General features: G+C 70.8%; 23 protein-coding genes. 14 read left to right on the plus strand and 9 right to left on the minus strand.

The window, feature by feature from the left end:
- Positions 1–81 precede the first annotated feature (81 nt).
- On the plus strand, positions 82–1449 hold the full coding sequence (locus ACQEVJ_RS45690; RefSeq protein WP_433112306.1) for a glycosyltransferase family 87 protein: 1368 nt from the start codon (positions 82–84) through the stop codon (positions 1447–1449).
- Between the two features lie 114 nt (positions 1450–1563).
- Positions 1564–2799 carry a glycosyltransferase 87 family protein gene (locus ACQEVJ_RS45695; RefSeq protein ID WP_433112309.1) on the plus strand — a complete coding sequence of 412 codons (1236 nt, stop codon included), beginning with the start codon at positions 1564–1566 and terminating at the stop codon, positions 2797–2799.
- 43 nt (positions 2800–2842) lie between these two features.
- Here the strand turns inward: ACQEVJ_RS45695 and ACQEVJ_RS45700 are convergent, their stop codons facing one another.
- Positions 2843–3634 carry a deoxyribonuclease IV gene (locus ACQEVJ_RS45700; RefSeq protein ID WP_433112312.1) on the minus strand — a complete coding sequence of 264 codons (792 nt, stop codon included), beginning with the start codon at positions 3632–3634 and terminating at the stop codon, positions 2843–2845.
- A 180-nt stretch (positions 3635–3814) separates the two neighbouring features.
- Between ACQEVJ_RS45700 and ACQEVJ_RS45705 the strand changes: the two genes are divergently transcribed.
- The gene (locus ACQEVJ_RS45705) at positions 3815–3991 is read left to right on the plus strand and encodes a hypothetical protein (protein WP_167530482.1); all 177 of its coding nucleotides are present in this window, start codon (positions 3815–3817) and stop codon (positions 3989–3991) included.
- Positions 3992–4032: 41 nt separating this feature from the next.
- Here ACQEVJ_RS45705 and ACQEVJ_RS45710 read toward each other — a convergent pair whose 3' ends face one another.
- On the minus strand, positions 4033–4365 hold the full coding sequence (locus ACQEVJ_RS45710; RefSeq protein WP_433112316.1) for a hypothetical protein: 333 nt from the start codon (positions 4363–4365) through the stop codon (positions 4033–4035).
- A gap of 185 nt (positions 4366–4550) precedes the next feature.
- On the opposite strand from ACQEVJ_RS45710, the gene rpsF reads away from it, so the two are divergent.
- The 7 genes from rpsF to ACQEVJ_RS45745 all read left to right on the plus strand — a co-directional run bounded on the left by rpsF (position 4551) and on the right by ACQEVJ_RS45745 (position 8985).
- Positions 4551–4841 carry a 30S ribosomal protein S6 gene (rpsF, locus tag ACQEVJ_RS45715; protein WP_433112319.1) on the plus strand — a complete coding sequence of 97 codons (291 nt, stop codon included), beginning with the start codon at positions 4551–4553 and terminating at the stop codon, positions 4839–4841.
- Positions 4842–4943: 102 nt separating this feature from the next.
- The gene (locus ACQEVJ_RS45720; RefSeq protein WP_433112322.1) at positions 4944–5486 is read left to right on the plus strand and encodes a single-stranded DNA-binding protein; all 543 of its coding nucleotides are present in this window, start codon (positions 4944–4946) and stop codon (positions 5484–5486) included.
- Between the two features lie 86 nt (positions 5487–5572).
- Positions 5573–5809 carry a 30S ribosomal protein S18 gene (gene rpsR, locus ACQEVJ_RS45725; RefSeq protein ID WP_030508621.1) on the plus strand — a complete coding sequence of 79 codons (237 nt, stop codon included), beginning with the start codon at positions 5573–5575 and terminating at the stop codon, positions 5807–5809.
- 19 nt (positions 5810–5828) lie between these two features.
- Positions 5829–6275, plus strand: coding sequence for a 50S ribosomal protein L9 (gene rplI / locus ACQEVJ_RS45730; RefSeq protein ID WP_433112325.1), 447 nt, complete (start codon positions 5829–5831; stop codon positions 6273–6275).
- Between the two features lie 189 nt (positions 6276–6464).
- Positions 6465–7346, plus strand: a complete 882-nt coding sequence (locus tag ACQEVJ_RS45735) for an ABC transporter substrate-binding protein (protein WP_433112328.1) — start codon at positions 6465–6467, stop codon at positions 7344–7346.
- Positions 7343–8245 (plus strand): amino acid ABC transporter permease, encoded by a 903-nt coding sequence (locus ACQEVJ_RS45740; RefSeq protein WP_433112331.1) that lies wholly within the window; start codon positions 7343–7345, stop codon positions 8243–8245. The genes ACQEVJ_RS45735 and ACQEVJ_RS45740 overlap by 4 nt, the downstream gene beginning before the upstream one ends.
- The gene (locus tag ACQEVJ_RS45745; protein ID WP_433112334.1) at positions 8242–8985 is read left to right on the plus strand and encodes an amino acid ABC transporter ATP-binding protein; all 744 of its coding nucleotides are present in this window, start codon (positions 8242–8244) and stop codon (positions 8983–8985) included. Before ACQEVJ_RS45740 ends, ACQEVJ_RS45745 begins: the two co-directional genes overlap by 4 nt.
- 1 nt (position 8986) lies before the next feature.
- Here ACQEVJ_RS45745 and ACQEVJ_RS45750 read toward each other — a convergent pair whose 3' ends face one another.
- Positions 8987–10309: an MATE family efflux transporter gene (locus ACQEVJ_RS45750; RefSeq protein WP_433112337.1), complete on the minus strand. Its 1323-nt coding sequence runs from the start codon at positions 10307–10309 to the stop codon at positions 8987–8989.
- Between the two features lie 336 nt (positions 10310–10645).
- Here ACQEVJ_RS45750 and dnaB point away from each other — a divergent pair, with 336 nt between their 5' ends.
- Positions 10646–11968 (plus strand): replicative DNA helicase, encoded by a 1323-nt coding sequence (dnaB, locus tag ACQEVJ_RS45755; protein WP_433113322.1) that lies wholly within the window; start codon positions 10646–10648, stop codon positions 11966–11968.
- A 4-nt stretch (positions 11969–11972) separates the two neighbouring features.
- Here dnaB and ACQEVJ_RS45760 read toward each other — a convergent pair whose 3' ends face one another.
- Positions 11973–12398 carry an ester cyclase gene (locus tag ACQEVJ_RS45760; RefSeq protein WP_433112340.1) on the minus strand — a complete coding sequence of 142 codons (426 nt, stop codon included), beginning with the start codon at positions 12396–12398 and terminating at the stop codon, positions 11973–11975.
- A 74-nt stretch (positions 12399–12472) separates the two neighbouring features.
- Between ACQEVJ_RS45760 and ACQEVJ_RS45765 the strand changes: the two genes are divergently transcribed.
- The gene (locus ACQEVJ_RS45765) at positions 12473–13102 is read left to right on the plus strand and encodes a TetR/AcrR family transcriptional regulator C-terminal domain-containing protein (RefSeq protein WP_433112344.1); all 630 of its coding nucleotides are present in this window, start codon (positions 12473–12475) and stop codon (positions 13100–13102) included.
- 7 nt (positions 13103–13109) lie between these two features.
- Here ACQEVJ_RS45765 and ACQEVJ_RS45770 read toward each other — a convergent pair whose 3' ends face one another.
- The 4 genes from ACQEVJ_RS45770 to ACQEVJ_RS45785 all read right to left on the minus strand — a co-directional run bounded on the left by ACQEVJ_RS45770 (position 13110) and on the right by ACQEVJ_RS45785 (position 20383).
- Positions 13110–14672 carry a TULIP family P47-like protein gene (locus tag ACQEVJ_RS45770; protein WP_433112347.1) on the minus strand — a complete coding sequence of 521 codons (1563 nt, stop codon included), beginning with the start codon at positions 14670–14672 and terminating at the stop codon, positions 13110–13112.
- 39 nt (positions 14673–14711) lie between these two features.
- Positions 14712–16007 carry a TULIP family P47-like protein gene (locus ACQEVJ_RS45775; RefSeq protein WP_433112350.1) on the minus strand — a complete coding sequence of 432 codons (1296 nt, stop codon included), beginning with the start codon at positions 16005–16007 and terminating at the stop codon, positions 14712–14714.
- Between the two features lie 203 nt (positions 16008–16210).
- On the minus strand, positions 16211–19729 hold the full coding sequence (locus tag ACQEVJ_RS45780) for a protein kinase domain-containing protein (protein WP_433112353.1): 3519 nt from the start codon (positions 19727–19729) through the stop codon (positions 16211–16213).
- Positions 19730–19792: 63 nt separating this feature from the next.
- Complete coding sequence (locus ACQEVJ_RS45785) at positions 19793–20383, minus strand: PadR family transcriptional regulator (protein ID WP_433112355.1); 591 nt, start codon at positions 20381–20383, stop codon at positions 19793–19795.
- 94 nt (positions 20384–20477) lie between these two features.
- Between ACQEVJ_RS45785 and ACQEVJ_RS45790 the strand changes: the two genes are divergently transcribed.
- Positions 20478–21035, plus strand: a complete 558-nt coding sequence (locus ACQEVJ_RS45790) for a hypothetical protein (RefSeq protein ID WP_433112358.1) — start codon at positions 20478–20480, stop codon at positions 21033–21035.
- A gap of 38 nt (positions 21036–21073) precedes the next feature.
- Positions 21074–22381, plus strand: a complete 1308-nt coding sequence (locus tag ACQEVJ_RS45795; RefSeq protein WP_433112361.1) for a carotenoid oxygenase family protein — start codon at positions 21074–21076, stop codon at positions 22379–22381.
- 22 nt (positions 22382–22403) lie between these two features.
- Here ACQEVJ_RS45795 and ACQEVJ_RS45800 read toward each other — a convergent pair whose 3' ends face one another.
- The gene (locus tag ACQEVJ_RS45800; protein ID WP_433112363.1) at positions 22404–23921 is read right to left on the minus strand and encodes an N-acetylmuramoyl-L-alanine amidase; all 1518 of its coding nucleotides are present in this window, start codon (positions 23919–23921) and stop codon (positions 22404–22406) included.
- Positions 23922–23954: the final 33 nt, after the last annotated feature.

Below are 23954 nucleotides of genomic sequence, written 5' to 3' on the forward strand. Positions count from 1 at the left end.
GGGCCCGTGGCGACTCCCGCCGCGGGCCCCTTCTGCGCGCGGGGTCGCCAATCCGAGGCGTTGAATGGTGCAATACCGAGCATGACGACCCGGACCACGAACGACTCCGCCCCGCTGCCCGGGGTCGCCGCGCGGGCGGTGCCGTACCTGCCTCTCGGGCTTCTCGCGGGGCTCGGCGCCGTTCTCGCATACCTGTGGAAGTATCCCTGCCGATTCGGCGGAGCCTGGAACGGCGGTGTCGGGCAGTTCACGAACTTCTGCTACACCGACATCTATCCGCTGTTCTGGGCTGAAAAGCTCAACGAGGGCAAGGTCCCGTACGTCGACTACCCGGTCGAATACCCCGTGGGTATCGGCGGGATCATGGAGTTCGCCCGCAGGCTCGCGGGCGGCGACGGCGTCGTGTTCTACGACGTCACCGTGATCCTGATGGGAATCGCGCTGGTCGTGGGCGTGCTGCTGACGGCGGCGCTGGCCGGACCGGCCCGCCGCTGGGACGCCCTCTGGTACGCCGTCGGCCCGGCCGTCATCCTCTGCGCGTACATCAACTGGGACCTGGCCGCCGGGGCCCTCGCGCTCGGCGGCCTGCTGGCCTGGGCCAAGGAGCGGCCGTGGCTCGCGGGCGTGCTGTTGGCCCTCGCCGTGGCCACGAAGTTCTACCCGCTGATGTTCTTCGGCGCGTTGTTCCTGCTCACGGTGCGTACGGCGAAGTGGGTGCCGTTCCTCAAGACCGCCGCGGCGGCCGCGGCCGCGTGGCTGCTGGTGAACGTGCCGATCATGATGGTCAGCTTCGATGGCTGGAAGCGGTTCTACGCGTTCAGCAGCGAGCGCGGCGCCGACTGGGGCGGGCTGTGGTTCTTCTTCCAGAAGACCCAGTGGTTCGGCAGGGAAAGGCCCGGTTTCCTGGCCTTTCTCGGCGACGCCGAGAAGCTGAACACCATGGCCATGGTCGCGCTGGCGGTGCTGCTGCTGGGCGTCGCCGTCCTGGCGCTCGCCGCGCCGCGCCGGCCGCGCCTGATGCAGCTGTGCTTCCTCGCCCTGGCCGCCTTCATGATCACCAACAAGGTCTGGTCGCCGCAGTACGTCCTGTGGCTGGTGCCGTTCGCGGTGCTGGCCCGGCCGAGGTGGGGCGCGCTGGCCGCCTGGCAGGTCGCCGAGTGCTGGTACTTCTTCTCGATCTGGCTCTACCTGGTCAGCCAGACTCCCGACCAGGCCTCCCTCGGCATCGGCGACGACCCGTACTTCCTGTCGGTCTGGGCCAGGGCGCTGACGATCGTCATCCTCATGGCGCTCGTCGTCCGCGACATCCTGTGGCCCGAGTACGACGTCGTACGCCAGGGGGAGGCCGACGACCCGTCGGGCGGGGTGTTCGACCACGCCGAGGACCGGCTCGTGCTGCGCCGTTCGCTCCTCGCGCGGGGCGCGCGGCAGCAGCCGGAGACGGCGTGAGCCCGTGAAACTTACATCGGGTTTCGCGCCCCTCACGGCGCGGCCTGGAGCCGTCCGAGCGGAGGTATCGCGTAGCGTCGCGTGAGAGTGTGCGCGACGAACGGGGGACACGCGATGCGCCGGAGGCCACCATGGCTCCTGCTGCTGGTGTGGATCGCGACCAGGGGGATGCTCCTCCTCGTCGCGACCCAGACCATCCCGACCGGGCACGGCGAGTCGTTCAGGAACGACGTCACCCTCTACCGCGACTGGTCCGACGTCCTGCTGGAGGGGGAGTTCCCGGCGGGCGACGAGAAATGGCAGTATCCGCCGTTCGCGGCGCTGCCGCTGCTCGCCCCCCGCCTGCTGCCGCTCGACTACCACGTCGCCTTCTACCTGGTGGCGCTGCTGTGCGACCTCGCGATCCTGCTCCTGCTGTGGCGGTTCTCGAGCTCCCGCCGCGGCGGCGGCCGTACGGGCCTGTGGGCGTGGACCGTGGGCGCGGCCCTGCTCGGCCCGGTGCTCGTCTCCCGGTACGACCTCATGGTCACGCTCGTGGCGGTGCTCGCGCTGACGACGTCGGCCAACCCGGCGGTGCGCGGGTCGCTCATCGGCGTCGGGCTCCTCGTGAAGGCGTGGCCGGTCGCGCTGCTCGCCGGCCTGCGGCGGTGGCGCGAACTGCTGACCGCGTCGGGGCTCACGCTCGTTGTCGCGGTGGCGGGATGCGGCGTGGCCGCCCTGATCGTGCCGCACGCGCTGGACTTCCTGACCGCGCAGGAGGAGCGCGGGCTGCAGATCGAGTCGCTGGCCGCCACGCCGTTCGCGCTCGCCCGTGCCCTCGGCTGGTGGGACGGCTACACCACCTACCGGCACGGCGCGATGGAGGCCGTGGGCGGCGGTGTGGGCGTCGCGACGATGCTGAGCCTGGCCGCTACCCCCGTGGCGCTGGCGCTGGTCGGCCTGTGGTGGCTGCGCGCGGCCCCAAGCCCGCGGTCGTACTACGACGCCGCGCTCACCACCGTGCTCTTCCTGGTCGCGACCAGCCGGGTGCTGTCACCGCAGTACCTCGTGTGGGTGATCGGCATCGCCGCCGTCATCCTGTCGGTGCGGCGCGACCGGCCGGGCCCGACGCAGCGGCCGGCCGCCCTGCTCGTCATGGTCGCCGCCCTGTTGACGGGGGTCATGTATCCCTGGGTGGAGCAGGACTACAGCTGGACGGGCGCCCTGCCGGGGACGCTCGTGCTGGTCCTGCGCAACCTCGTCTTCCTGGCCGCGGCCGTCACGTCGTACGTGCAGTTGTGGCGCGCCAGGCGCAGGCCCGTACGGGTGAGGGACGAGTGGGACGTTCAGGCAGCCGTACCCGCTTCCTGAGGTTTTCAATCCGCAGAGTTATCCACAGGGTGTGGACGAGTGTCTACAGATGCTTGCGCAGGAACGCGATGTCGTCGGCCTGGCCCTCGAACGGCGTCTCGACCACGATCGGCGCCCCGGCGGTCCGGCAGACCTCCAGGATCGCCTCGGGGTCGATCTGCCCGCTGCCGAGGTTGGCGTGGCGGTCGGCCCCGGAGTCGAACGCGTCCCGCGAGTCGTTGCAGTGCACGAGGTCGATGCGGCCCGTGATCGCCTTCACCCGCTCCACGAGCCCGGCGAGCTCCTCGCCGCCCGCGTGGAAGTGACAGGTGTCCAGGCAGAAGCCGACGACCGAGGGGTCCGGCGCCCCCGCCGTGACCGCGTCCCACAGCCGGGCGATGCGCTCCAGCTTGCGCGCCATCGCGTTGCCGCCGCCGGCCGTGTTCTCGATCAGCACGGGGATCGGGCACTCGGTGCGCTCGAAGACCTTGCGCCAGTTGTCGAAACCGGTCTGCGGGTCGTCGCCCGCGTTGACGTGCCCGCCGTGGACGATCAGGCCCTTGGCGCCGATGGCCGCCGCCGCCTTGAGGTGCGCGTCGAGCAGCTTGCGGCTCGGGATGCGGATGCGGTTGTTCGCGGTGGCCACGTTGATGACGTACGGCGCGTGCACGTAGACGTCCACGTCCGAGCCGCGCAGGGCGTCGGCGGTGGCGGGTGTCACCGGGCCCTTCCACCCCTGGGGGTCGCCGAGGAAGAACTGCACCACGTCGGCGTCGCGGGCCGCGGCGTGCGCCAGCGGGTCGTCCTGGTCGACGTGGGCTCCGATCCGCGGGCGGGAGCCGCTGTGGCTGTCCATGCCGTTCCTCCACCATTGCTTGCCTGTTAAGGGGCTGCCGGACGCGGAGGGCGAACTTTAGGCGCTCTCCAAGAGCGTTTCAAGAGGACACGCTGTTTCAAAAGTGCGAACCAGGGCAGTCGCGTGTCACGCGCCCCCGAGATCCGCGCGCGATACTACTTCGTCGTCAAGGAGACGAGCATGAGATATCGCTTAGGCAGCTTCATCCTTCTCATCTACATCCTCGTCGGCCTCTATGTGGCCTGGCTCCACCACTACATCACCCCCACCCTCCTCAAGCAGGTCGCCCAGGCCCTGATCGCGGTCTTCCTGTGGTTCCTCGTACTGCTCGGCGTGGACCTGCACATCGGCGGCTGACCGGCCACGCCTCAGCCGCGCGAGCTTCAGTTGCGCGGGCTTCAGCTGCGCAGCGTGAATCCGCGGGGGAAGAAGCCTCCGTGCGCGATGCCCAGCGCGGCGCCCACGAACGACCCCACGATCCCCACGATGATCAGCGCTCGCTGCCTGGTGGTCGACGAGACGAACTGGGCGTACAGGCCGCCCCAGAACCCGATCGCGCCCACCCAGGACGCGATCATGTGGGCCGTCACGATGAAGCCCGTCACGAACGCCACCAGGCCGCACACCAGCGTCGCGATCGTCATCGCGTTCTCCCGCGGGTGCGGCCTGCCGTCGGTGTTCAGCGTGAGATGAACGGGGTGCCTCCTCTTGCGGCCGATGGCAAGTCGCATCGCGCCTACCCCCTCTCCGACCTCCAGTCTCACTCTCCGGAGCGGGTACGGCCAAGTGGCTGGTAGCCTTATTCGGCTGCGTCTGATAAGGGCCAGGGAGGCATCGCCGCCCGGCCGAAGCGCAGGGTCCTCCTGTCACGGCAAGGCGTCGTGACCGCAAGAGTCCAGAGGAGGTTGGATCACACATGCGTCGCTACGAGATGATGGTCATTCTCGACCCGTCCCTCGACGAGCGCACCGTGCAGCCGTCGCTCGACCAGTTCCTCGGCGTCGTCCGCAACGACGGTGGCACCGTGGAGAAGGTCGACGTCTGGGGCCGTCGCCGCCTGTCCTACGACATCGCCAAGAAGTCCGAGGGCATCTACGCCGTGGTCGACCTGACCGCCGAGCCCGCCACCGTGAAGGAGCTGGACCGTCAGCTCAACCTGAACGAGGGCATCCTCCGCACCAAGGTCATCCGCCCCGAGCTCCACTGAGCTCCACTGTGCAGAACCCGAAGCCCGGCGGTTTGTCGGGCCCGGGCCGTACTCTGAGCCCTTGACGGCTCAGCTGACGGGATAGGAAGGCTTAAGCGACCGATGGCAGCAGGCGACACACAGATCACGATCGTCGGCAATCTTGTCGACGACCCGGAGCTGCGCTTCACCCCCACGGGGCAGGCCGTGGCCCGGTTCCGCATCGCGTCCACTCCGCGGTTCCTCGACAAGCAGACCAACGAGTGGAAGGACGGCGAGGGCCTGTTCCTCACCTGCAACGTCTGGCGGCAGGCGGCGGAGAACGTCGCCGAGAGCCTCCAGCGCGGCATGCGGGTGATCGTGCAGGGACGGCTGCGCCAACGGTCGTATGAGACCAAGGAAGGCGAGAAGCGCACGGTCTACGAGGTCGAGGTCGACGAGGTCGGCCCCTCGCTGCGCAACGCCACGGCGAAGGTCAACAAGACCTCGCGCCAGGGCGGTGGCGGCGGCGGCTTCGGAGGCGGCCCGGCCAACGACCCGTGGGCGACCGCGGCGCCCGCCCCGCAGGGGGGCTACGGCTCCGGTGGTGGCGGTGGCGGCTTCGGCGGCCCGCAGGGCGGTGGCGGCGGCTTCGGCGGCGACTTCAGCGACGAGCCGCCCTTCTAGGTCACCGGGGCCTTCCGGTCCCACCACCGTAAACACAACCGAGCGACCATTCCCGCGACATGCGGGGCTCTGAGAGGAGCACCACGATGGCGAAGCCGGCAATCCGCAAGCCTAAGAAGAAGGTTTGCCTTTTCTGCCACGACAAGATCTCCTACGTCGACTACAAGGACACGGGGCTGCTGCGGAAGTTCATCTCCGACCGCGGCAAGATCCGTGCCCGCCGGGTGACGGGCAACTGCACCCAGCACCAGCGCGACGTGGCGACCGCTATCAAGAACGCCCGTGAGATGGCCCTGCTGCCGTACACGAGCACCGCGCGCTGAGAAAGGAGACTCAGGACAAATGAAGCTCATCCTCACCACTGAGGTCTCCGGCCTCGGCGCTCCCGGCGACATCGTCGAGGTCAAGGACGGCTACGGCCGCAACTACCTCATTCCTCGTGGCTTCGCCATCAGGTGGACCCGCGGCGCCGAGTCGCAGGTCGCCTCGCTGAAGAAGGCGCGTTCCGCCCGCGAGATCCGCGACCTGGGCTCCGCCAAGGAGGTCGCCGGCCAGCTCGGTGCCCTCAAGGTGCGGCTCAAGACCCGCGCGGGCGAGTCGGGCCGGCTGTTCGGCTCGATCACGACCGGCGACATCGCCGACGCCGTCAAGGCCGCCGGCGGTCCGCAGCTCGACCGCCGCCGCATCGAGATCGGCAACGCGATCAAGAGCGTCGGCACCCACAAGGTGAGCGTCCGGCTGCACCCGGAGGTCGCCGCCACCCTCGATGTCGAGGTGGTCGCGGGCTGACACCCGCCGCAGTTCGTCGAGGGCCCTTCTCCGTCCGTCGGGGAGGGGCCCTTCGCGGTTCTCCGGGCCCCTGCCCGGACACGGGTGACGAGGCGATTCCCCTCAGGTAAACGAGGGTTATACGAAACGCTAGTATCTTGCCGTCCGATTTAGCGGATTTCGTGGAAAGACCCCTCGATGGAGGCTGTGATGCGCCGTCCCTCACTCCTGCTGGCGTCTGGCGCCCTTGTGCTGGCGGCCGCCGCCTGCGCTCCGGCGGACGACACCTCCACCACCGCGGGCGCCGCCGCGAGCCCGGCCGGTTCCGCCGCCGCGAACGCGTGCGCCAAGGAGAGCCTGAAGCTCACCACCCCCGGCAAGCTCACGATCGGCACCGACAAGCCGGCGTACGAGCCGTGGTTCAAGGACGACGACCCCTCCAACGGGCAGGGCTTCGAGAGCGCGGTCGCCTACGCGGTGGCCGAGAAGATGGGCTTCACCAAGGACGAGGTCGCCTGGGCGGTCGTGCCGTTCGACTCGTCGTTCGCCCCCGGGCCCAAGCAGTTCGACTTCGACATCAACCAGATCTCCGCCACGCCCGCGCGGGCCAAGGCCGTCGACTTCAGCCAGGGCTACTACACGGTCAAGCAGGGTGTGGTGGCCATCGACGGCACGAAGTTCGCCTCCGCCACGAGCCTCGCCGAGCTCAAGGACGCCAAGATCGGTGTGCAGGCCGGCACGACCGCGCTGGAGGCGGTGCGCTCGGTCATCCAGCCCGCGAACGACCCGAGCGTGTTCAACCAGCAGGTCGACGCGGTCAACGCGCTGAAGAACAAGCAGATCGACGCCATCGTCGTCGACCTCCCGACGGCCTTCTACGTCACCGCCGCCCAGGTGAAGGGCTCGAAGATCGTCGGCCAGTTCGCCGCGAACGGCGGCGAGCCCGAGGAGTTCGGCCTGCTGTTCCAGAAGGGCAGCCCGCTGGTGAGCTGCGTCGACAAGGCGCTCGGCGACCTCAAGTCGTCCGGTGAGCTGGCGCAGATCGAGAGCCAGTGGCTGACCTCCGCCGCGGGCGCGCCGGAGCTGAAGTGACCGACGGGCAATCCGCCGCGTCGCCGGGGACGCCGGAGCACGCCGAGTCGCCCGTGTGGGTGAAGAGCGAGCGGCAGCTTCGCCGGGAGGCGGAGCTGCGCGGCCGGGCGCGGCGGTCGATCTCGGTCGCCACCGCGTCCACGATCGTCGTGGTGGTCGCCCTGGTCGCAGGGATCACCTCATCGCCGGGATGGCCCCGGGTCCAGGAGTTGTTCTTCAGCCCCGAGGCGTTCGCCGACGCGCTGCCCGACGTGCTGCGCGGTTTCCTGCTCAACATCAAGATCTTCCTCATCGCCGAGGTGTTCATCCTGGTGGTGGGCCTCCTCGTCGCGCTGGTCCGCGGCCTGCGCTCGCCGGTGTTCTTCCCGCTGCGCGCGCTCGCCGTGCTCTACACCGACGTCTTCCGCGGCATCCCGACCATCCTGCTCATCTATCTGGTCGGGTTCGGCATCCCGGCGCTCCAGTTGCAGGGCACGCCGAGCGACCCCGTCACGCTCGGCATCATCGCGCTCGTGCTGTCCTACGGCGCGTACGTCGCGGAGGTGTTCCGGGCGGGGATCGAGTCGGTGCATCCCAGCCAGCGGGCGGCGGCGCGGTCGCTGGCCCTGAGCCACGGCCAGACCATGCGCTACGTGGTGCTGCCGCAGGCCGTCCGCAGGGTGGTCCCGCCGCTGCTCAACGACTTCGTCTCGCTGCAGAAGGACAGCGCTCTGGTCTCCGTACTGGGCCCATTGGAGGCGCTTCGGCAGGCGCAGATTCATGTCGCCTCCTCCTTCAACTACACGCCCTACCTGGTTGCCGCGCTGCTGTTCATCGGGCTGACCGTGCCGATGGCCCGGTTCACCGACCATCTCGCCGCGCGGGTCGACCGGCGCCAAAGGGGAGGCGGCACGGCATGAGTCTGCTCACGATCGAAGGTGTCTGGAAGCACTACCACGGGCAGAGCGTGCTGCGCGGGGTCGACCTGGAGGTCGCCCCGCACGAGGTGGTGTGCCTGATCGGGGCCTCCGGCTCGGGCAAGTCGACGCTGCTGCGCTGCGTCAACCTGCTGGAGACGATCGACGACGGCGCGATCCACCTGGACGGCGTGGAGATCACCGACGTGCGTGCCGACGCGGACGACGTGCGCCGCCGCATCGGCATCGTGTTCCAGGCCTACAACCTGTTCCCGCACATGACCGTGCTCGACAACATCACGCTCGCGCCGCGCAAGGTGCACGGCGTGCGGCCGGGGGAGGCCGAGGCGCGGGCGCGGGAGCTGCTCGACCGGTTCGGGCTGGCCGACAAGGCGGGGGAGTACCCCGACCGCCTGTCCGGCGGCCAGCAGCAGCGGGTCGCCGTCATCCGCGCGGTCGCGACCAACCCCCGCCTGCTCCTGCTCGACGAGGTCACCTCGGCGCTCGACCCCACGCTGGTCACCGAGGTGCTCGGGGTGATCCGCGAGCTCAAGGAGACCGGGATGACGATGATCCTTGCCACCCACGAGATGGGCTTCGCCCGCGACATCGCCGACACCGTGTGTTTCCTGGAGGGCGGCGTGCTGCTGGAGAGCGGCCCGCCCGAGCAGATCTTCAGCGCGCCGGAGCATCCACGCACTCAGGCGTTCCTCCAGCGCGTGCTGGAGGCCCGCCGCATGTGAGTCAGGCGGCCGTCCCGCCCGTGACCATCCAGGCCGTGCCGTACGCCCGGATGGCGAGCGTGACGAGCCGGGCGGCCATCCAGACGCCGAGCGCGATCCACAGGGCGACCAGGCTGCCCGCGACGGCGGCGAACGGCAGGTAGGCCAGCGTCGTCCACAGCCCCGCCCAGGCCAGATAGCGCTGGTCGCCTGCCCCGATGAGGACCCCGTCGAGCACGAACACGACGCCCGCGATCGGCTGCAGGAGCGCGACCGGCCACAGCACGGCGAGCAGCTCGGTTGCCACCTCGCCCCGCGCGTCGAACAGGGCCGGCACCAGCGGGCGCGCCAGCAGGACCGCCGCGCAGAACACGACGCCGCATCCGATGCCCCAGATGACCATGCGCCTGGTCGCAGCGCGGGTGACCTCGGTGTCGCCTGCGCCCAGTGCGCGGCCCGTGATGGCCTGCCCCGCGATCGCGATGGCGTCGAGGGCGAAGGCGAGGAACGTCCAGATCCGGGCGGCGATCGTGTGCGCGCCGATCTGGTCGTCGCCCATGCGGGTGGCGATCGAGGTAGCGACGAGCAGCACGGCCTGCAGGCACGCCGTGCGGACGACCAGGGCGAACCCGGCGGCGCCTGCGGCCCGCACTCCGGCGAGGTCGGGCAGCAGCGAGGCGCCGTGCGCGCGGGCGGTCCGCACGACCAGCGCGAGGTAGGTCGCGCCGGCCAGGGTCTGCGCGATGACCGTGCCCCAGGCCGACCCCGCGATCCCCCAGCCCAGCCCGAGCACGAACCAGACGTTGAGCAGCCCGTTCAGCGCGAACGACGCGACGGACACGGCAAGCGGAGTACGGGTGTCCTGCAGCCCGCGCAGGACGCCGGTGCCGGCGAGGACCAGCAGCATCGCGGGGGTGCCGAGAAGGCTGATGCGCAGATAGGTGACGGCCTGCGCGGCGAGCTGGCCCGTGGCTCCGAACAGGTGTACGATAAACGGAGCAAGAGGCCAGCACGCCACGCTGACGGCCAGGCCGATGATCGCGGCCAGCCACAGGCCGTCCATCCCCTGGCGCATCGCCTGCCTGACGTCCCCCGCCCCCAGCCTCCGCGCGACCGCGGCGGTGGTGGCGTACGCGAGGAACACGCACAGCCCGACGAGAGCCGACAGGGCCGCGCTGGCCACGCCGAGAGCGCCGAGCGCAGGATCGGGGAGGTGGCCGACGATGACGGAGTCGGTGAGCAGGAAGAGCGGCTCGGCCACCAGTGCCCCGAACGCCGGGATCGCGAGCCTGAGGATCTCCCTGTCGTGGGCACGGCCATGTCCCGTTCCGGAGGTAAGTGGCATAAACCTATTTTGCGGCTTACGGAGCCATGCTCGATCGGTATCGCGAATCTCCCGTGACTTTCTTTCCTCCACAGGCCGTGGATATCGAAATCCCAGGTGGGAGCGGGCTTCCCCGATGCGGTCACATCGCTGTCCACAGGGTCGTCCCCAGGGTTTTCACATGTCCGGGGAGCGGACTGCACACGTTGTCCACAGGGTTGTCCACTGGTCAAGTTGCCGCCCGGCCCTGGTGTTGGGGAGACTTGCGCACTGGGCTGGGGATGCTGTGACCGCTGGGCAGGGGGTGTGAGGGTGAGCGTGCTCGACTTCCCGGGGGGACCGGGAGGCTCCGATTCGATGTTCGAGCGGACGCCGCCGCACAACATCGAGGCCGAGCAGTCGGTGCTGGGCGGCATGCTGCTGTCCAAGGATGCCATCGCCGACGTCATCGAGGTGCTGCGCGCAGACGACTTCTACCGGCCGGCCCACCAGATCGTCTTCGAGGTGATCACCGATTTGTACGGCCGGGGCGAGCCCGCCGACTCGGTGACCGTCTTCGACGAGTTGCAGAAGCGCGGCGAGGTCGCCCGGGTCGGCGGCGGCGCGTACCTGCACACGCTGACCGCGATCGTGCCCACCGCCGCCAACGCCGGCTACTACGCCAAGATCGTCCGGGAGCAGGCCGTCCTGCGCCGCCTCATCGAGGCCGGCACCCGCATCGTCTCCTACGGGTACGGCGGCCAGGGCGAGGAGGTCGACGACCTGGTCGACCGCGCGCAGGCCGAGATCTACAAGGTCACCGAGCGCCGCACGTCCGAGGACTACCTCCCGCTGTCGGAGATCATGCCGTCGGCGCTGGACGAGATCGAGGCCATCGGCAGCCGCGGCGGCCAGATGGTCGGCGTCCCGACCGGCTTCCAGGACCTCGACGCCCTGACCAACGGCCTCCACCCTGGCCAGATGATCGTCGTGGCCGCCCGCCCCGCAATCGGAAAAAGCACCCTAGGTCTGGATTTCGCCCGATCTGCGGCGATCAAGCATGGGATGACCACGGTCGTCTTCTCGCTGGAGATGTCGCGCAACGAGATCACCATGCGTCTGCTGTCCGCCGAGGCGCGGGTGGCGCTGCACACGATGCGCTCGGGCCTGATGAGCGACGACGACTGGACGCGGATGGCCCGCCGGATGGGCGAGGTCGCCGAGGCGCCGCTGTTCATCGACGACTCCCCGAACATGTCGATGATGGAGATCCGGGCCAAGTGCCGCCGCCTCAAGCAGCGTCACGACCTGCGCTTCGTGATCGTCGACTATCTCCAGCTCATGAGCTCGCCCAAGAAGACCGAGAGCCGCCAGCAGGAGGTCTCGGAGCTGTCCCGGGCGCTCAAGCTGCTGGCCAAGGAGCTGGAGGTGCCGGTCATCGCGATCTCCCAGCTCAACCGTGGTCCCGAGCAGCGTACGGACAAGCGCCCACAAGTGTCGGACCTGCGTGAGTCGGGCTCGATCGAGCAGGACGCGGACATGGTCATCCTGCTGCACCGGGAGGACGCGTACGAGCGGGAGTCGCCGCGCGCGGGCGAGGCGGACCTGATCGTGGCCAAGCACCGAAACGGCCCGACGGCCACGGTCACGGTGGCCTTCCAGGGCCACTACAGCCGCTTCGTGGACATGGCCACTCACTAGCTGCTCAGTCGACCTCGGGCCAGTCCCAGCCGAGCTGGAGGAACATGCCCAGGCGGTCGCTCACCGCGCGCATCTCGGAGATCTTCCCCTCCCGCAGGGTGAGGATGAAGATCGCCTCGACCGTGAACGAACGGTGGGTGGGCTCCGGCATCCGCGGGTGAGAACCGGAGTTCACCCCCGACATCGTCAGCCGCACGGCCACCCGGTCGCCCTCGCCGATCATCTCCTCGACCTTCAGGTGGAACGGACCGAACGCGTCGAGTTGCTGGGCGATGGCGTCGAACGCCGCGCCCGGCTCGTCCGGCTCCCCGTGGATCACCTTGTTGTGGTCGATCACGTCGTCGGTCATGTAGCGGCGCAGGTCGCCCAGCCTCCGGTCGTTGATGGCGTCGAACAGCCCCTGGACGACGGTCTTCGCGGCGGTGCTCATGCTCGTCTCCTTCGTTTCTTACGGCGTAAGAGGACGATAGTCTTACGCCGTAAGAAACGTCAACAGGAGGACCGATGCCGAGAGCGGGACTGTCCAGGGAGAAGGTGCTCGCCGCCGCGCTGGCCCTGGTCGACAGGGAGGGCATCACGGCATTGTCGATGCGCAAGCTCGGCGCCGAGCTGGGCGTGGAGGCGATGACGCTCTACTACTACGTGCCGAACAAGGACGCCGTCCTGGACGGGCTCATCGACATGGCGGTCTCGCGGGTCACGGTGGAGCCGGTGGGCCCGTGGCGGGAGTGGCTTCGCGCCTTCGCGGTCGCGATCCGGCGGGAGCTGCTCGCGCACCCCGCCCTGCTGCCGCTGGTCGCCACCCGGCCGGTGCTCGCGCCCGGCGGCCTGGCGACCGTGGAGCGGATGGCGGCCGCGCTGCGGGCCGAGGGGTTCGGCGCGCTGGAGGGGCTCCAGCTCATCAACGCGGTGGCCACGTTCGTCATGGGGCACACGCTGGCCGAGGCCGGGCGGACGCCGGGGCACGACGAGCCGGACGTCGCCGGCACGATGGAGAGCCTGGACCCGGGGGAGTACCCCGTCCTGGCCGAGGCGCTGCGGGCCGGACTGGGCACCCCCGAGGACCATCAGGCGCGTTTCGACCGCGCGCTCGACGCCCTGCTCCGGGGCCTGGCTCCCCGCGGGACGATCTAGATCGCGGTCAGGCGTCGGGGAACCCGGGGTTGATGCTCAGTTGCAGCGCCCCGTTGAGGCCGACGGCGGTGAGCACGAACTTCTTCTTCGCGTTGGGCCAGCGGAACGGGCGGGTGGCGCTCTCCACGAGCGGGTCGATGGACGGCAGCGCGTCCGGCACGTCACCGGCGATCCACTCCGGGATCTTCTCCAGTACCGCGGCGATGGTCCCGATGAGCCCCGCCGCGACGATCGCGATGACCACCCGGATCACGAGCCGCCGGCCGGCGGTCGCGACGTTGGAGGCGATGGCGCTCACGACGGCGAGGATCACGTCCGCGCTGATCTCCAGGCCCTCCACCCACGGCGCCACGGTGGACCAGCCGTTCTTCTTCGGCTCCCGCGTCTCCACGAACGTGAGGGACTGGGTGCCGTCCGCCTTCGTGCCCAGCTTCAGCGTCGCGTAGTGGGTGACCTCGGCGTAGGCGTCGATGCCCGGCGAGATGTTCGTGTGAACGTACGCGTAGATCTCGATCTCGGTTCCGGACACCGTGACCTGGAAGGTCGTCATCTCCGGGTGATAGTCGACGAGCCCGACCCGCACCGGATCCAGCTTGACGGTATCGGTGGCCACGATCTGGGTGTTGTTGTTGGTCACCTGGAACGTCTTCGGCGAGGCCTTGGGGAAGTGGGATTGGATCCCGGAAAGAACCATCTTCTCCAGGAAGCGCTCCGCCGAGATGCTGAAGCCGGCCCGCGCGCCCTCGGGAAGCGCACCGGACTCGAGACCTTCGACCTTCCCGGCGATGTCGCGGCCGTCCGTCATGCAGAGCACGCCCAGCAGCGCGTCGTCAGGGGTGGGGCCGTCGGCGTACGCGTACGCGGTGTAGGTGGGGGCCAGCCACGAGAAGTCGCCCTCGCCCTCGATCCTGCCGATGTCGACCGTGGCGAACACGTGCTTGAACTCCGCGATGTTGGCGTCGCACCAGACCGTGAGGACGTCCTTGAGCGCGCGGTCCAGGTTCTCGTCCCGCGCGGGCGAGGTGTAGGTCACCGAGGACACCTCGACGACGGGGTTGTCCGGGCCCCGGTCGGTCGTGCGGACCACGAGGTCCTTGGAGCCCGAGCCCTGCGTACCGGGATCGGGCAGGAAGATCAGATGCACGACCACGTAGGCGACACCGCCCTTGACCGGGTGGTCCTTTCCGTTCACGGTCACCGTCGCGTCGAACGGCAGGTGCATGCGCAGGTTCGTGCCTGATCCGCCGCCGACGGCCGCAGACCAGGTGCCGAAGGTGCCGGTCGCGTCGATCTGGGGGCCGAAGTCCGAGGCCTCGACCCGCGCCCGCCAGGTGGTGGGCGAGACCGCGTTCGCCGCGATGGCGTGGTTGACGTCGCTGATCCGGATGGCGAAGACCGTGTCCCAGCCGCCCGTGCTGAACGTGACCCCCGAAGTGACAGGGGCGGCCAGTGCGAGCCGGGCCTGTCCCTGCTCCTCGCGTGCCTTGCTGAGCTCGGCGTCGGTCAGCTGGAGGTGGATCAGGCTGCTCTTGTCGAGGTCGAGGGAGCCGAGGGGTATCTGCAGCGTCATGGCATCTCCCTGGGATGCTTGGTGATCGCGGGCCGGCCGTCAGGCCAGGCGGCCGCTGAGGAGGAAACAGCCGTCGAGCGTCGCGCGCTCGACGGCGACGGTGCGGGCTCCGTGCCACTGCACGGCCCTGCTGGTCCACCGGTCCAGCCCGGTCGGTCCCTCCTGGGAGCCGAGCCGTCCGGCCAGGTCCTTGCTGATGATCGTGACGATCAGCTGGGTGACGCCCTCGACTACCGGCCCGCCGAGGATGTACCAGAAGGGAACGTCTGCCTGGTAGCCGCTGCGCGGCTCGTGGTCGGAGACGAACGAGATACGGGCGGAGGCGGGGTCGAAGACCATGCGGGACTGGCTCGTCACCCAGTAGGTCATCGAGATGCCGGCCTTGAGATCGCAGTCGCCCTCGACCCGGATGGCCAGCTCACCCCCGACGACCCCGACCGTCAGCGACGTCACGCGCGGTGTGTACCAGATCGCCCCTTCACGCAGGGACCTGGTGGAGAAGGTGGACGTGTTGCGTATGGCCCGGAGGGCGGGATCGTAGGCGAGGTCCGCGACGGAGGCGTCGCCGCCGAACACCCCGGGCAGGCCGGGCCGGACCATCTCGGTCAGGAACAGCTCCGGGGACACGGCGAACGTCACCTCCCCGCCGTCGGTGGTCAGCTCCGGGTCGACGATCCTGGGCAGCCCGGAGACGTCACGGCCGTCGGTGACGCTGAGCACCGCGACGTGCCCGGGGTCGTCCGGCGCGAGGCTGCGCGAGTAGCAGAACGCCGAACGGACCGGGTCCAGCCGGCCGCCCCGCCCCGGTGCGACCAGATTGACCTGGGCGAGCGTGTACGTCAGCTCCGCGGCGTGCTCGACCAGGTGCTCGGCGATGGCGCTCACGACGATGTCCCGCCCGGTCTGTCCAAGCCGGTCGAGGACCTTCGCCGGGCCGGTGAGCGCCACAGGGGTGACCACGCCGGGCACGGGCACGTCGCCCGGGCGTCCGGCTCTGGTCAGGTCGAACGCGAGGTCTCTCGGCCGCCCCACGTCGCCCGGCAGGAGGTGGAGGGAGACCGTCACCACCGCGGTGGCGCCGGTCAGGTCGATCACGTCGCCGGTTCCCCCCGCGACGCCTCCCGATGTGATCGGCAGCGCCAGCCGCAGCAGGTCTCCCGGGTCGCCGGGCAGGACGCGCCATGCCCCCAGACGCGCAGAGCCCTTGTACGGCGTGCCGAAGTTCTCTCCCCCGAAGGAGAATTCGTCGGCCGGCGTCCGCGGCCGGACGGCGAGCATCCGGTTCACGGACTCCGCCGACAGCGTGGTCACGGTGTCCCAGCCGTGCAGATCCATGGGTCAGCCCCTGTCATCCCCGTGCCACCCCGGTGGCGTCCCGCATTGGACGCCACCGCCGGTCACGGGCTCCGCACCGGCCCCCGCCGGCGCCCCCCGGAGCCGTGATCCCCGCTTCCCCCCGCACCGCGCCCCGATCGCGGTATGGCAGGAGCATGACCCGGCCGGATCGCCATCCGATGTATGCCGGGTTGTCGCGCTTGTCAGGAGCGTGGGCACGGATCCCGGTACGCCACGTCGGGTAGGTAGGTCCGCCACTCGGCCTCGGTGAGCGTACGGCCGGCGCGGGCGCAGAGGTCCCTGATCACCCGTCCGGGATCGACGGGGACCTCGCGCAGAGAGCCCTGCCCGTCGAGGGTGCGCAGCACCGAGCCGTCGGCGGTGAAACCGGCGGCCAGGTATTCGCCCTCGCCGCCCGTGACGGCCTGCCCGAGCTTGCGGGGCGTCGCGACCTGCCAGAGCTGGAGCGTCCGGTCGAGGCCGATCGAGGCCGCGACGTCTCCCCGAGGGGAGAACACGATCTGGGCGAACGGGCCGGCCTGAGCCTGGAGGAGGGGCCCGTTCCTGCGGCCGGTGGCCACGTCCCAGAACGCCAGGCGTCCGCTGATGTCGCCGGTGGCGAGGGTCCGTCCGTCGGGGGAGAAGGCCAGTTCGGCGAGCGCCGCGTGAGCGCCGCCCGTACCGAGCGGTGGGCCCCCCGGTTCTCCCGTGAGCACGTCGATCAGGCGGTTGGCGGACGCCTCCACGGGGAGGAGCATGCGACCGCCCGGCCGGAAGACGACGTCGAAGGCGTCGTCCAGGGTGATCGTGCGGAACGCCCGGTTCCCCCTGAGGTCCCAGACCAGGACCCGGCCGTTCCCGCCGGTCTCGCGACGGCCGGTCTCGGCACTTATCGCGAGCAGCCGTCCGTCGCCGCTCAGGGCGACCGACATGGCGTACCACTTCCCGGGCAGCGTCACCTTCGCCATCTCGGCGTGGGTCGCGGTGTCCCAGACGCGGACCAGTTGGTTGACCGTCCCGTCGATGGCGGCGACGAGACGCCCGTCGCCGCTGAAGGCCGGTGCGAAGTCACCGCCCGTGGTCGGCAGTGGGTCGCCCGCCCGCGTCCGCCGCGCGGCGTCCCACAGTGTCACCGTCGGCCCGGTGCGGGTCGCCAGCAGCCGCCCGTCGGGGCTGAAGGCCGCCGCGCTCGGAGCGCTCCCGGGCAGCCGTACGGGGGAGTCGAGGTCGGAGACGTCCAGGCCGACCACGGTGTCGTCCACCAGGTAACGCAGCAGGGAGCCGTCGAAGGCGACCGCGTCGGCGGCGGCGCGGAAGGTCAGCAGCGGCGCACCGTCGCGCACCCGGATGAGCCCCAACGTGTCTGCGCCAGTGGCGAGGTAGCGGCCGTCAGGGCTGAACCAGAGCCGGGTGCCATCCCCGTCCGCATACCAGAGCTTGCGCCCGCTGGCCGCGTCGATCAGGGTGATCATGTTTTTCGTGCCGCAGGCGAGGCGCCGTCCGTCGGGACTGAAGGCGACCGCCATGGCCGTGCCGGTGCAGGCCCCGCGCTCGTGCCAGTCGCGGATCGGTGTGGCCTCGGGGAGCCGCAGGAGCTGGAAACGGTGCCGGCTGGTCGCGACGGCGACCCGGTCGCCGGCCGGGGAGAAGGAACGGTCGTTCATGAAGGTCGGAGGCTCGATCACCCGGCCGGTGCGGGTGTCCCAGATCGTGTTGCCCGGGCCCTCGTAGACCACGACGTACCGGTCGCCCGCGCCGAGGACGACCATGTTCTCCCGGCGCAGGTCCGGACGGATGCCGCGCGACGCCACGACCGCGCCAGTGGTCAGGTCCCACACCCGCAGGGCGCCGGTGCTCTCGACCACCAGCCGCCTTCCGCTCGGGCCGAGGCTCGCGCTCAGCACCCGTTCCTGTCCCAGGCGCAGGTCGGCCCAGCCGCCGACCCGCTTGCCGGTGCGCAGGTCGTGGATCCGTACACCGCCGGAGTCGACGCTCACCAGGCGGCGGCCGTCGGGCGACAGCAGCCGGATGGTCTCGCCGCTGCCCTCTGAATCGGCGAACGCGGTGCGCTCGCGCCCGGCCCACGAGCTCGTCAGCACCGAGCGCGTGCCCGTTGTGGGGGAGACCCGCCAGGCGGCGGCGCTGAGCAGCATCGCCCCGGCCGGGTCGGTGGTGCGCAGGGTGTCGGCCGTCGCCGCCGCCTGGGCCGCCACGGCCTGGTCGCGCTGGGCCGACACGACCATGCTCTGCCGTACGGCCAGGGCGCCCGCGACCAGCGTCAGCACGAGCAGCACGGCCAGCAGGACCGTCACCAGGCGGCGTCGCCGGACCCGGCGGCGTACGGCGGCGGTGCAGGCGTCGAGGAAGTCGCGCTCCAGCGGGTTCAAGACGATGTGCCGCCGTCCGGTCGCGGCCCAGCGCAGGGCGGTGTCGAGGCGGCTGCCCTGGAACACCTCGCCCTCGCGGCGGCCGTGCTCGTGCCAGTGCCGGGCCGCGGTGCGGATCGAGTCGTGCACCGGCAGCCCGGCGCGTTCGTCGTCCACCCATGCGCGCAGGCGGGGCCAGGCCTGCACGAGGGCCGGCCGGGTGAGCACGATGTCGTCGCCGCGCCCGATGAGGAGGTAGCCGAAGACCTCCAGCACCCGCCGCAGGCCGGCCTCCTCCTCGTGGGTCCGTCCGGCGAACACCTCCTCGCGTGGCAGCGGCCTCGCGGTGATCTCCCCGCCGTCGCCGGCGCTCACCATCCTGAGCAGCAGGTCGGGGACCAGCTCCCGTTCACCGGTGCCGAGCAGGCCGTACGCGTCCTCGGCCAGGGTGCCGAGCGCGGGGTCGGCGGCCCAGGAGGCGGCGACGTCGCGGCCGAGCGGCTCGGCCTCGGCGCTGCCCGCGCGCAGCAGGTCGGCGTCGCTGCCGTGGAAGCCGTTCACCAGGCCGAGGAGGAGCTCTTTGGCGGTGGGACGGGCCGAGGGCTCCTTGGCCAGCGCCGCCTCGACGAGCGGGCGCAGGGAGCCGGGCAGCACGCCGAGGTCGGGGTCGGTGGACAGCACCCGGTGCATGACCGCGCCCAGGGTCTCGGCCCTGAAGGGGTCGTCGCCGCTCGCGGCGAACAGGACGACGGCCCCCCAGCAGAAGACGTCGGCGGGGGCGCCGGCCCGCTGCCCGGTGAAGACCTCGGGCGCCATGTACGTGGGCGTGCCGGTGACCAGGCCCGTCGTGGTGAGCGACATCTCCAGCGTGCGGGCGATGCCGAAGTCGATCACGCGGGGGCCGTCCGGGCCGAGCAGCACGTTGTCGGGCTTGAGGTCGCGGTGGATGACCCCGGCGCCGTGGACGGCCGCCAGGGCGGTCGCCACGGCGGTGGCCAGGCGGTGCAGTTCGTCGCCCGCGAACCGGCGGCCCTCGGTCACCGCCCGGCGCAGGCTCGGCCCCTCGACGTACTCGCTGGCGATGTACGGCTTGGGGGCGTCGAGTTCGACGGCGAGCACCCGGGCCGTGCAGAACGAGGCGACCCGGCGGGCCGCGGCGGCCTCCTTGCCGAACCTCTCCCGCAGCTCGGGATCGCCGGCGGCGTCGCCGTGCAGCACCTTGACCGCGACCCGCGTGCCCTCCGCGTCGTACGCCTCGTAGACCACGCCCTGGCCGCCCGCGCCGAGGCGGCCGGCCAGCCAGAAGTCCCCCAGGCGCGGCGGGTCGCCGGGGAGGAGGGCGGAGGCCGTGGGCATGAGGTTCCTCCAGGGGTCGCGGGCGGCTCGGGTCGTTAGATGCCGCCGGGACCGCGGAAGTTGTCAGTCGGCCCCGGCCTGCCCGGCCTTCTCGGGCTCCAGTGCCTTCTCGTGTTCGAGCGCCTTCTCGTGTTCGAGCGCCCCGACCCGGCCGGCCGCCCACTCGGCCCAGTCGCGCTGCGCCGCGGTCAGGCGCAGGCCCCACTCCAGGGCGATGTCGCCGTACAGCCGCAGCGCGTCGTCGCCCTGAGCGATGATGAACTCGCGGATGCCGCGGAGCTGGTCGTGCTCGTGGACGGCCCGCTCGGCCAGCCGCTCCAGGTAGCCGCGTGCGGCCTCGGCGCCGACCTGGTCGAGGAAGAAGACCCGCAGCAGCATGTCGCTGCGCCGGGTCAGGGTGGGCGGCACCTCGACCAGCCAGTGGCGCAGCTCGGCGCGGCCCTCCTCGGTGATCTCGTATTCCTTGCGCCCGCGGGGGCCCTCCGCCGCGACCCGCACCAGCCCTTCCTTTGCCAGCCGGCCCAGCTCGGCGTAGAGCTGGCTCTGGGTGGCGGGCCACACGTTCTCCAGGGACAGCTCGAAGGTCTTCAGCAGGTCGTATCCGCTGGCGGGCCCGGCCGACAGGAGGCCGAGCATGGCATGACGAAGGCTCATGGGTCCGATCGTACATTCCTGTGTTGACATGTCGCGAGTGGAGGTTCTACTTTCGACATGTCACTCGTGGAATGTCGAACCTAAGGATCCCCCCGTGCTCCGCTACGTCCTCACCTTCCTCCCCTGGATCGCCTTCGCCGTTCTCAGCACGAACGGCGAGGCCAGATTCGGAGCCGCGGCCGCGCTCCTCGTGTCGCTCGTGCTGCTCGCCGTCGACCGCCGGGCGGGACGCGTCTGGGACGAGATGGTCATCGAGCTCAGCTCGGGGGTGTTCTTCGCCGGTCTCACACTCGCCGCGTTCACGGTCACGCCGGCGCCCTTCGGCGAGTACGGCCCGGCCGTCTCGGTGGCCTGGCTGGCCCTCACCGCCTGGGGGTCGCTGGCCATCCGCAAGCCGTTCACGCTGGGCATCGCCCGCCGGACGACCGCGCCCGAGGTGCAGGCGACCCCGCTGTTCTACCGCGTCAACGCCGTCATCACCGCCGTGTGGGCGGTGGGCTTCACCCTCAACGCCGTCGGCCTCGCCCTGCTGCTCGCCTTCGCCCCGCACGCCACCGCCGCGATCATCGCGGTCAAGGTCTGCGGCTTCGCGCTCCCCGCCCTGTTCACCATCCGCTACCCCCAGATCGTCCGCGCCCGCTACGCCGCCTGATCGGAGTCCCCGCAATGACCGCAGACATGACATCAGAAATGACCGCACAGATGAACGCCTCCTACCTGACCGGCCGCCTCGCCCCCGTGCCCGACGAGATCGACGCGATCGACCTGTCGATCGAGGGCACGCTGCCGCCCGAGCTCACCGGCCGCTACTTCCGCAACGGCCCCAACCCCCGCCCGGGGGAGGACCCGGGGCACTGGTTCGTCGGCCACGGCATGATCCACGGCATCCGGCTGCGCGACGGGCGGGCCGAGTGGTACCGCAACCGCTGGGTCCGCACCACCCGCTTCGCCGGCGCGCCGTACGTGCACGAGCGCGGGGTTGACCTCGCGGCCGTCCCCGCCAACACCCACGTGATCCGGCACGCCGACAAGATCCTCGCGCTCGTCGAGAACGGCCTGCCGTACGAGATGACGCCTGAGCTCGGCACCCTCGGCCCCTGCGACTTCGGCGGGCGGCTGGCCACGGCGATGACCGCGCACCCGAAGGAGGACCCGATCACCGGGGAACTGCACTTCTTCGGGTACGGCTGGGCCGAGCCCTACCTCACCTACCACCGTCTGTCGGCCGGCGGCGAGCTGGTGGAGAGCCGGCCGGTGGACGTGCCGGGGCCCACCATGGCCCACGACTTCGCGATCACCGAGCACCACCTGGTGTGGCTCGACCTGCCGGTCGTCTTCGACTTCGCCCTTGTGGGCCACGGCATGCCCTACCGGTGGGACGACGCGTACGGCGCACGGCTGGGCGTGATGAGCCGCAGGACCGGCGACGTGCGGTGGTTCGAGATCGACCCCTGCTACGTCTTCCATGTGGGCAACGCGAGCGAGGACGAGCACGGGCGCGTCGTCGTCGACGCGGTGCGCTACTCGCCGGGGGCGTTCTGCGGCTTCTGGCCGACCATCGGCGGCGCGGCCAACCCGGCCGCCCACACCGGGGGCGCTGCGCTGCACCGCTGGACGCTCGACCCCGCCACCGGCGTCGCCGAGGACGAGCCGCTCGACGACCTGGACGTCGAGTTCCCGACGATCAACGAGACGCGCACCGGCCTGAGCAGCCGTTACATCTACGCGGTCAGCAAGGGCGCGATCGTGAAGTACGACACCGCGAACGGCACGAGCCGGGCGCACCGGACGGGCGAGCGCTCGCCGGGCGAGGCCGTGTTCGTCCCCGCCTCGGGCGCCAGAGCCGAGGACGAGGGCTGGCTGCTGTCGATCGCGGGCACCGAGCACGGCGCCGAGCTGCTGGTGCTCGACGCGTCGGACCTGGCCCAGGTGGCGTCCGTACGGCTGCCGCGCCGGGTGCCGGCCGGGTTCCACGGCTCGTGGATCCCGGACGCGTGAGCCGTACGGACGCTCATCTCGATCAGACCCGGGTGACGCGGACGGCGTCGGCGACGACGTAGCCGGTGCCGGAGGTCCAGCGGCTGACGCCGACGGCGTTGTAGGTGCCGGCGTTGAGGGAGAACGTGCCCAGGCTGCGCCAGGTGCCGCCGCCGGAGCGCTGGTCGACGTAGACCGTCTGGTTGCCGCTCGACGTCGCCACGATGTACGGCGCCGAGGAGTTGTAGCCGGGGTCGGACGGATACCACACCTCGACCCGGTAGGTGCCGGCGCTGGGGACGGCGACCTGATACCAGGCCGGGTCGCTGGCGGACACGGGGTTCGCGAAGCGGTAGTCGGCGCCGTAGCGCTGGCCGGAGTAGGACGAGGTGCCCCAGTTGGCGCTCGCCGTGAACTGGCTGCTCGAATTGTCCACCGTGGCCGACCACGACGGGGTGCCGCCGCCGGTCACGTAGTTCATGTACGTCGTCCAGTTCCAGTAGGAGCCGGGGTCGGTGTGGGTGGCGCCCGGCACCTCGTTGTGGCCGATGATGTGCGCGCGGTCCTTCGGGATGCCGTACTTGTCGCAGATGGCGCGGGTCAGCGCCGCCGAGGCGCGATACATGGCGTCGGTGAACCACGAGGCGTCGCTGATGTAGCCCTCGTGCTCGATCCCGATGGAGCGGGTGTTGTAGGACCAGTTGCCCGCGTGCCAGGCGATGTCCTTCTCCCGCACCGTCTGCGTGATCTCGCCGTTCGACGACTTGACCACGTAGTGCGCCGAGACCTGGGCGGCGGAGTTCTGGAACCAGGAGATCGTGCCGGCGTACGAGCCCTGGGTCACGTGGATGACCACCCGGTCGATGGCGTAGCTCGACGGGCGGCTCGACGCGGTGTAGTTGGCGGAGCTGGCCGGGACCCAGGCGGCGGGGCCGTAGTCGGTGCTGAGCGTCTCCACCGGCGCGTTCAGGTCGCGGACCTGGGCGTAGGCGCCGCGGTCCGCGGTGACCTCCCGCGGCGCGACCGTGACGCCGCGGGCCTTCATCCCGAGGCCGAGCTGTTCGTAGACGGCGTCGGCGTAGAGCCGGGCGACCTCGGGCGAGGTGGCGTTGGAGTACCTGGCCACGGCCTGATACCAGCGGCCGGCGTCCTTCCTCGCCGCCTCGTCGAGGCCGAGCGCGTCGGCGTGGGCGCGCAGCAGGGCCGCGCCGCCCAAGACGTTGGCCTCGGTGTCGGAGCGCAGCTTCTCGACCGGCAGCCCGGTCAGCTCGGCGGCCTTCTCCAGAGCGTGGACCGTGGGGTTGGTGACCAGGTGCATGACCCCGTAGCCGCCGCTCGCGCTCGGCTTGCCGCCGTGGTCGTCGAGGTGGGTCTCGGCGTAGGCCACGGCGACCAGCAGGTCGCGCGGCACGTCGTGCGCGGCGGCGGCGCGGTCGAACGCCACGGGGAGCGGGGTGGGCCCGGCCGCCACGGCGGGCCGTACGGCGAGGCCGAAGAGGACGAGGAGGGCGGTGAGGGCGGAGGCGGTGAGGGCGGCTAATCGGGCGAGGGGGAGGGTCATACGGGGCTCCTGGAGAGGGGGGTGACGGCTGCA

The sequence above is a fragment of the Microbispora sp. CA-102843 genome (genome assembly GCF_050936215.1).
Lineage (GTDB): Bacteria > Actinomycetota > Actinomycetes > Streptosporangiales > Streptosporangiaceae > Microbispora.

Excerpts from the sequence above, each read along its gene's own strand:
- ACQEVJ_RS45745 (WP_433112334.1), top strand. The coding sequence starts at position 8,242 with ATGAGTCTGCTCACGATCGAAGGTGTCTGGAAGCACTACCACGGGCAG.
- ACQEVJ_RS45750 (WP_433112337.1), bottom strand. The coding sequence starts at position 10,309 with ATGCCACTTACCTCCGGAACGGGACATGGCCGTGCCCACGACAGGGAG.
- ACQEVJ_RS45765 (WP_433112344.1), top strand. The coding sequence starts at position 12,473 with ATGCCGAGAGCGGGACTGTCCAGGGAGAAGGTGCTCGCCGCCGCGCTG.
- ACQEVJ_RS45800 (WP_433112363.1), bottom strand. The coding sequence starts at position 23,921 with ATGACCCTCCCCCTCGCCCGATTAGCCGCCCTCACCGCCTCCGCCCTC.
- ACQEVJ_RS45690 (WP_433112306.1), top strand. The coding sequence starts at position 82 with ATGACGACCCGGACCACGAACGACTCCGCCCCGCTGCCCGGGGTCGCC.
- ACQEVJ_RS45710 (WP_433112316.1), bottom strand. The coding sequence starts at position 4,365 with ATGCGACTTGCCATCGGCCGCAAGAGGAGGCACCCCGTTCATCTCACG.
- dnaB (WP_433113322.1), top strand. The coding sequence starts at position 10,646 with ATGTTCGAGCGGACGCCGCCGCACAACATCGAGGCCGAGCAGTCGGTG.
- ACQEVJ_RS45795 (WP_433112361.1), top strand. The coding sequence starts at position 21,074 with ATGACCGCACAGATGAACGCCTCCTACCTGACCGGCCGCCTCGCCCCC.
- rpsF (WP_433112319.1), top strand. The coding sequence starts at position 4,551 with ATGCGTCGCTACGAGATGATGGTCATTCTCGACCCGTCCCTCGACGAG.
- ACQEVJ_RS45780 (WP_433112353.1), bottom strand. The coding sequence starts at position 19,729 with ATGCCCACGGCCTCCGCCCTCCTCCCCGGCGACCCGCCGCGCCTGGGG.
- rplI (WP_433112325.1), top strand. The coding sequence starts at position 5,829 with ATGAAGCTCATCCTCACCACTGAGGTCTCCGGCCTCGGCGCTCCCGGC.
- ACQEVJ_RS45785 (WP_433112355.1), bottom strand. The coding sequence starts at position 20,383 with ATGAGCCTTCGTCATGCCATGCTCGGCCTCCTGTCGGCCGGGCCCGCC.
- ACQEVJ_RS45735 (WP_433112328.1), top strand. The coding sequence starts at position 6,465 with ATGCGCCGTCCCTCACTCCTGCTGGCGTCTGGCGCCCTTGTGCTGGCG.
- ACQEVJ_RS45775 (WP_433112350.1), bottom strand. The coding sequence starts at position 16,007 with ATGGATCTGCACGGCTGGGACACCGTGACCACGCTGTCGGCGGAGTCC.
- ACQEVJ_RS45705 (WP_167530482.1), top strand. The coding sequence starts at position 3,815 with ATGAGATATCGCTTAGGCAGCTTCATCCTTCTCATCTACATCCTCGTC.
- ACQEVJ_RS45720 (WP_433112322.1), top strand. The coding sequence starts at position 4,944 with ATGGCAGCAGGCGACACACAGATCACGATCGTCGGCAATCTTGTCGAC.
- rpsR (WP_030508621.1), top strand. The coding sequence starts at position 5,573 with ATGGCGAAGCCGGCAATCCGCAAGCCTAAGAAGAAGGTTTGCCTTTTC.
- ACQEVJ_RS45760 (WP_433112340.1), bottom strand. The coding sequence starts at position 12,398 with ATGAGCACCGCCGCGAAGACCGTCGTCCAGGGGCTGTTCGACGCCATC.
- ACQEVJ_RS45700 (WP_433112312.1), bottom strand. The coding sequence starts at position 3,634 with ATGGACAGCCACAGCGGCTCCCGCCCGCGGATCGGAGCCCACGTCGAC.
- ACQEVJ_RS45695 (WP_433112309.1), top strand. The coding sequence starts at position 1,564 with ATGCGCCGGAGGCCACCATGGCTCCTGCTGCTGGTGTGGATCGCGACC.
- ACQEVJ_RS45770 (WP_433112347.1), bottom strand. The coding sequence starts at position 14,672 with ATGACGCTGCAGATACCCCTCGGCTCCCTCGACCTCGACAAGAGCAGC.